The organism is Sphingobacterium sp. 1.A.4 (assembly GCF_002734245.1).
GTDB classification, from domain to species: Bacteria; Bacteroidota; Bacteroidia; order Sphingobacteriales; family Sphingobacteriaceae; genus Sphingobacterium; species Sphingobacterium tenebrionis.
In genome coordinates, this window is sequence record NZ_PEAZ01000051.1 from 37,583 (window position 1) to 43,643 (window position 6,061).

The following is a 6,061-nucleotide window of genomic DNA, read 5'->3' on the forward strand; positions in this document are numbered from 1 at the left end:
AGATGATTTGGATAGACCTGGGATTACATTTCCAGGTCTATTCGTTTTCCATTCTTCCAATAGCAGGGTTTGTAGGCTGTTGGCACAACGCCAGTTGCACCTGTAATATAAACATCTGTACCATCCACGAATATTCCATAGGCCTGTGCATTATCTTCCAGCTCATGGATTTCTCCGTTCTTCCAGTAGCAGGCTGTATGGCCGGTACTGTTTGAATTCCTTTTATTGATCAGCCCCACCGCATAAAGGTCATTGCCGTTTTTGATGATTTGATGGACTTCGCCATGTAGGTTTTTATTCAATACAATTGCCTCGGTATTTTTCCAGTACATAGGGATTCCACACAATCCTGCCACATAGGTCTCTTCTGGAGAATGCCTAAATATTGATGTGATACCATTGAATACTTGGGATTCTTTTGGAATGATCAATTCGGTAAAGCCGCTGTTTTCTTCCCAATAGAAAGCCGATTTGGGAGCAAAGGCAGATCCCATTTCTGTTCCGACAAATTTACCATAGGTTCCAGCAAAAATTGGCTTATTATGGTAAAAACTTACTGCTGAAATGGTTCCCGTACTATCAGACGATAGTTTTATCTCCTTGCCATTGAGGAAATAGGGCATAAGTTCTTTCTCTCTGAAAGCGGATTGGAAAAATTGAAATTCTTGTATGTTTCCTTGGTTATCTTTGTAATTATAAACAATTCTGCTTTGGTTATTAATTGCCTCCCGGAAACCGCTTTGATTTTTAATCTGGTTCATGAAAGCTGATTTTTCTGTAGATTTTCCATTCACCCAAAATTTGGAACTTATTTCTCTGTTTTTTGCTTTTACGCCACTGATTAGGATGTTCCCATTTATTACTTGAATTGAACTTCCGAATTGTAAATGGTAATTCAGTTCACCATCATTTCCATCTGTATCGAATAAGGAATTTTTACAGCTAGGGAAAAGGGTAGTGGTAATAGCGAGTATGAGCAGAATGCTGAACTTAAAAAATGGGTTGAATTTGTTTTTAAACAGGATATTATACATAATTGGGCTTTGTAAATGAAATGGTTTTTAATTCGTTAATATTTAGCTAACGAGGAAAGGATTATTTCTGCTACAATGATGCGGTATCTAGTTTAGGTGTGTAATAATTAATATTAAAAGATTTGTGTACTATCCTTCATTTAAATGCGATTCAATGTTCATTTTTTTGATGGAGTATCCTAATTCTTTCAATTTTTTCATCTTGTCAATTCACTTGTACCCCTCGCGAAAAGTCGGGTTGTTTGAAGTGCGAAAATTCGTAACTTAAAACAGTTCAATGAAAAAGACAAGAATCAGCGAGCGTCAGATCGTTTCGGCAATCAAGCTGAATCAGGTAAAACCACTACTGATATCTGCCGGGAGTTGGGTTTTTACCCTATAATTATGGATTAAATATTACGATTTTGATGATAGATCCAAATGGAATGGAAGCAGAAGAACTTAAAAAAATTATTGATATGGACTTTGATTTAAATAAATTCTTATATCAATTAGACTGCTTTCAAGTATAAAATATTGGATTAGTTACTAATCTTTTAAATAAAACCAAAAGGAGGAAATGGCCCAGGCGAGCCTACAGGATATAACTTAAATGAATTATAAAATAAGTAAATATGGTAGAGAAGAATCAAATATTTTTAAGTTTTTGTGTTTTTGGCTTTGATGATGTTACACATCAGGATATTTCTAATCTTTTAGGTATCCAACCATCAAAATTCCATGTAAAAGGTTTGAGAATGAACCCAAAAGTTGATCGGCTGGCAAAACAAAATGGATGGTTTTTAGATGCATTTAAAAGTGATAAAGAAGACTTTGAAACGCAAATGAATTCTATTCTAGATGTAATTGAGAAGCAATTAGAAAATTTTGAATTTATTTGTAAGAGATATTATTGTGAGTTTTCGTGTGCTGTATTTATAAATAACGCGGAGGAAAGTGTTCCATGGGTGCATCTTGGATCTAGGTTTAATCGAGTAAATGCAAAATTAGGGATTGAATTTGACTTTGATATATATTGTTAATTGTTTTTCATATTTAGAGAGAAGGTTTAGAAAAAGCAAAATTAAAAATCATATTGAGTAAAATTACTGAGTACAAACCATCATTGGGATACAAACGTTTTTTGGGATAACCAAAAGGAATTAAAATAATAGTTGGTGTTAAGTTTGCAAACAAGTATTCCTTTGAGGAAACAATCCAATCTTGATGATTGATCCTGATGGGATGGAGGCCGATAGTACGAAAATAAAGTGAATATAGTAAAATTAAAAAAAGTGGGGATAGAAATAGAAATTAGTATGAAAGAAGTTTTTTTATTATGGCATACTCATATTGATAATAGGCTTGAGAATGGAGAGGATTTTAAATTAATTGGTGTATATAGCTCAATTAAAAATGCGGAAGAGGCAATAAATAGAACATCTAAACTTGAAGGGTTTAAAAATAATTTAGATGGTTTTGAAATTTCAGCTTATAAATTAGACTCAGATAATTGGACTTCTGGTTTTATTACCGAATAAAATTTGAACAAGACTCATCCTTCATTTAAATGCGATTCGATGTCCATTTTTTGATGGAGAATCCTAATTATTTCAATTTTTTCATCGTATAAATTCACTTTATAAAATATAAAATGTGATTTTACACGTGACAAAAAATATCCTTTTCTAACTTCGCTAATATCTTTTCCATATTTTGGATTTTCAGCTATATATTCGATTTCATATATGATTAAATCAAAATAATAATCAGCTTGTTAAAACGACCAGGTTTCTAAAGTATAAAGCCAAATATTTTCTAAATCATTTTTCAGCTTCTTTACTAATTATGTAGTTCATTTGTCAGCTGAATATTTTTTATGAAGGTTCTGCTTGAATGATTCCGGATCAAAATTTGAAGAAAATCCAGATTTTTCCCCTTTCTTAAGTTCCTTTATTAATTCTATTTTCTTTGATTCCTCGTGTTCAAACATTCTTAACGCAGCACTTACCACTTCACTTACAGAAGAAAACGTCCCACTTTTGTTTTGCTTTTTAATAAAACTATCAAAATACTCTCCTAATAATATTGAAGTATTCCGAGCCATAATTTTAGATATAAATTTCTATTATCAAAGATACCAAGTATTGATACTTAAATCTGATTATAAAAAAATAATATGAAAACAGCAGAACACCTTTGAGTAATGTCAAAAAAAATGTAGAAATTTATTCATATCCTATTTCAGACCATAATGGATAAAGATTTATGGATATGAGAAAAAACACTAACTAATTTTATAATTCTGTCTACACATGAGAATATTTTTAATAATCGTCCTATGCACTTTTAGTTTTGTTGGTTTGTATGGACAAGATAATGCTGTCAGATTTAACCAAGAATACATTAAACTCAACGATAATAAGGTAAATATAGAGATACCGGAGGTACAGGAGTTGGCTTTAATCATGATGGCGATTACAGATCATGGACTTAAGGACTCCAATATGGTTAATCACAAAAACAGTTATCATCAAGAGGTGATTAATCATTTCAGTAAATTCAAAGACCATAAGGCAATTAAGATATGTGATTCATTATTGCAAAAAAGTCTTATTTATTACATTTTGATATCTTCCAATTCCTATGGATTCCAATTTGATGGCGACAGTTTGATTAGGACAAATGTTTATACATTTCCTGCAAAGGGGGTAGGAACAGTGGAGATTCATGAAGATCCAATAGTATTGTATCGGAAAGAAATTGAGGATTTCGCCAAGAAATCAGGCTATAGGAAATTTTATCAAGCTCATAAGCCTTATTTTCAAACTATTATAGATGATTATATCAAATATGCGGCAATAGATAAGCAAAAGAAATGGCTAGAAAATAAGTTTGATTATAAAATCAATAGCTATCGGGTTTTGACCTCGGGACTTATAGGTGGCATAAATGCAACACATACTTTTGAAGATAATAATTTTAAGGAAATGCTTTTGTACCTACCGGTAATCAAACATCAAGCAGATATAGATCAAGATTTTAATAGGGCATTGAACAGTAGGGTGATTTTTACAGAAATTGATCATAATTATGTAGGTCCAGTAAGTTCAACGTTTAAGAACCATATCGATACTATTTTTGATAGGAGATCAATTTGGGTGGATTCAACGAATAAATCAACCAATCATTATCCAAATCCTATTAAAGTTTTTGATGAGTATTTAACCTGGGGATTGTTCATTTTGTACATCATGGATACCGAACCCAAAAATCAAATTCTTCTATCGAAAGTCAGAGAAAATATTGATGGTAGGATGAAGTTAAAAGGCTTCCCTAAATCAAAAGAATTTAATGAAGAACTTGTTCGTCTTTATAATCAGAATGATTTTCCAAAAATAAAAAACATTTATACGGATTTGCTTAAGTGGTCCTCGAAACAATAGACAGGATAGCTTTTAAGGTATAAGAATAGGTGAAATAAGTTGTATTAAAGGTTTTTTAGTTTGTAGCAGGTAGGATAATGGAAATAAAGGATAAATCGGATTTTGACACTATATTTCAAGATAGGTTCGGGGATATTAGCAAAATAACTTTGAGTAATATCAAGAAAAATAGAATTAGAATTAATCTGGGTGAAGATCTGGATGGAAAATCTCGGGTAAACCAAGCTTTAAAAAGGAGCAAAGTGGTTTTGGATTTCTGTTTTAAAGGTAAGGAAATATGGTTGCAGATTATTTTGTGGGATAATGATGCATTGATAGGATTAAAAACTGCAGGTATCAATCCTGATGACGCAGATAATAGATTTGAATGGAAGGAGGATGATATTTGATAGGACGCTTAATATAATCAGCATCGCAGAATCATTTTACTGGGAATACAATGGCAATATCCATTTGGCAAGCGATGTGCTAATTCGAGCTATGTTTACAATGATAATAGTTATCTTTATAATGGAAAGGAATTGCAGGATGAGTTGAAAGGGGGAGTACATTTTTTGGGAGGTTCATATATCCAAGACGGCAAGTATGATTACAACGATTCATCGATCCTGATGGACGAGGACCAAATGATTGGATAAAATGGAAGGCTTATACTGGAAATACATATTATACATACGATCGACAAGTAACTAAAGTTGCACAAGCGAAAGAAAAAGGATATACTGATGTTGACTGGGTCAAGAAATCGGCTAGTATTGGTGTCTAGCAATTTTTTCGAAAATTGGGAAATTGGGGAGTCGAGGGAACAAGAAGAGTATCAAATGGAGTTGTAACGAAGTTTCAGGGTTTATCATTATCAATATGGCTGGAGAAGTAGGGAAAGTTTATGATAAGGCGATACAAGAAAAAATAAAAAAGAAACTAAATGAACGAAAATAATCTTTTTCGACTGCTGTTTGGTCTTGTCTTTGTTATAGCTTCAAGCTTACAACTTTTATTCTTTCTGAGAAGGATTAAGAAGACCTCTGATGGTAGTCATTCCTTGTCTCTAAGTAGACTTCAGGTCATTCTATCTCTACTATTGGGTATAGTATTCGGTCTCTTTTTAATATTCTATAAGTTGTTTTAAGAGAATCTAACTCAAAATTTATAGAACGCCCAATCCAATAAAGATTGGGTGTTGTTTTATTTGAGTATAGCCTGCATCTTGCTTTTGGCTAGGAAGGCATCGAGCAGCACAAATACGTGCTCCTTTTCGCTTTCGTTGAGCTTTATAAAGCCTCGGATAAAAAAAAATAAAAGGGGCTGTCTCCTATGTTTGTGTCAAGCAAATGTAGGAGACATTTTTTGTTTTATAGATTTGCTGTATTTAGTGAAAAGAGGGAGAGCCTAGGGCTGTCTTAGTAGCTTTTTTAGCATACTGATTTTTAGAGATGGCCTTCCTCTTTTTCGCTTCCTAAGACAGAACAGAATGTAAGGCGGAATTACAGTCCAGCTTGAATATCCATAAGGAGACAAGTCCAAGGGAAGTTTCACTATTGATTTTTCAGTTTCACATCAAAAAATTAACATGAAAACACTCAAGCAGGTCGTTGGCATTGA

Annotated in this window: 6 protein-coding genes and 1 pseudogene; 4 read left to right on the plus strand and 3 right to left on the minus strand. The window is 32.7% G+C overall.

Features of this window, described 5'->3' with window-relative positions; translation table 11 throughout:
* Positions 1-23 precede the first annotated feature (23 nt).
* A complete protein-coding gene (locus CRJ00_RS08140; RefSeq protein WP_099366378.1) occupies positions 24-1,034 on the minus strand; it encodes a hypothetical protein in 1,011 nt (336 codons plus the stop codon).
* A 614-nt stretch (positions 1,035-1,648) separates the two neighbouring features.
* Here CRJ00_RS08140 and CRJ00_RS08145 point away from each other — a divergent pair.
* Positions 1,649-2,056, plus strand: a complete 408-nt coding sequence (locus CRJ00_RS08145) for a DUF4279 domain-containing protein (protein WP_099366379.1) — start codon at positions 1,649-1,651, stop codon at positions 2,054-2,056.
* Positions 2,057-2,284: 228 nt separating this feature from the next.
* Positions 2,285-2,554 carry a DUF7336 domain-containing protein gene (locus CRJ00_RS08150; protein ID WP_144038125.1) on the plus strand — a complete coding sequence of 90 codons (270 nt, stop codon included), beginning with the start codon at positions 2,285-2,287 and terminating at the stop codon, positions 2,552-2,554.
* Between the two features lie 14 nt (positions 2,555-2,568).
* Here CRJ00_RS08150 and CRJ00_RS19355 read toward each other — a convergent pair.
* Positions 2,569-2,778 (minus strand): annotated as a pseudogene (locus tag CRJ00_RS19355) (type II toxin-antitoxin system RelE/ParE family toxin); the annotation flags it as partial.
* A 90-nt stretch (positions 2,779-2,868) separates the two neighbouring features.
* Positions 2,869-3,120, minus strand: coding sequence for a type II toxin-antitoxin system ParD family antitoxin (locus CRJ00_RS08160; protein WP_099366381.1), 252 nt, complete (start codon positions 3,118-3,120; stop codon positions 2,869-2,871).
* Positions 3,121-3,328: 208 nt separating this feature from the next.
* Between CRJ00_RS08160 and CRJ00_RS08165 the strand changes: the two genes are divergently transcribed.
* A complete protein-coding gene (locus tag CRJ00_RS08165; RefSeq protein WP_099366382.1) occupies positions 3,329-4,459 on the plus strand; it encodes a DUF4932 domain-containing protein in 1,131 nt (376 codons plus the stop codon).
* Positions 4,460-4,608: 149 nt separating this feature from the next.
* Positions 4,609-4,848, plus strand: a complete 240-nt coding sequence (locus CRJ00_RS08170) for a hypothetical protein (RefSeq protein ID WP_144038126.1) — start codon at positions 4,609-4,611, stop codon at positions 4,846-4,848.
* Positions 4,849-6,061 lie beyond the last annotated feature (1,213 nt).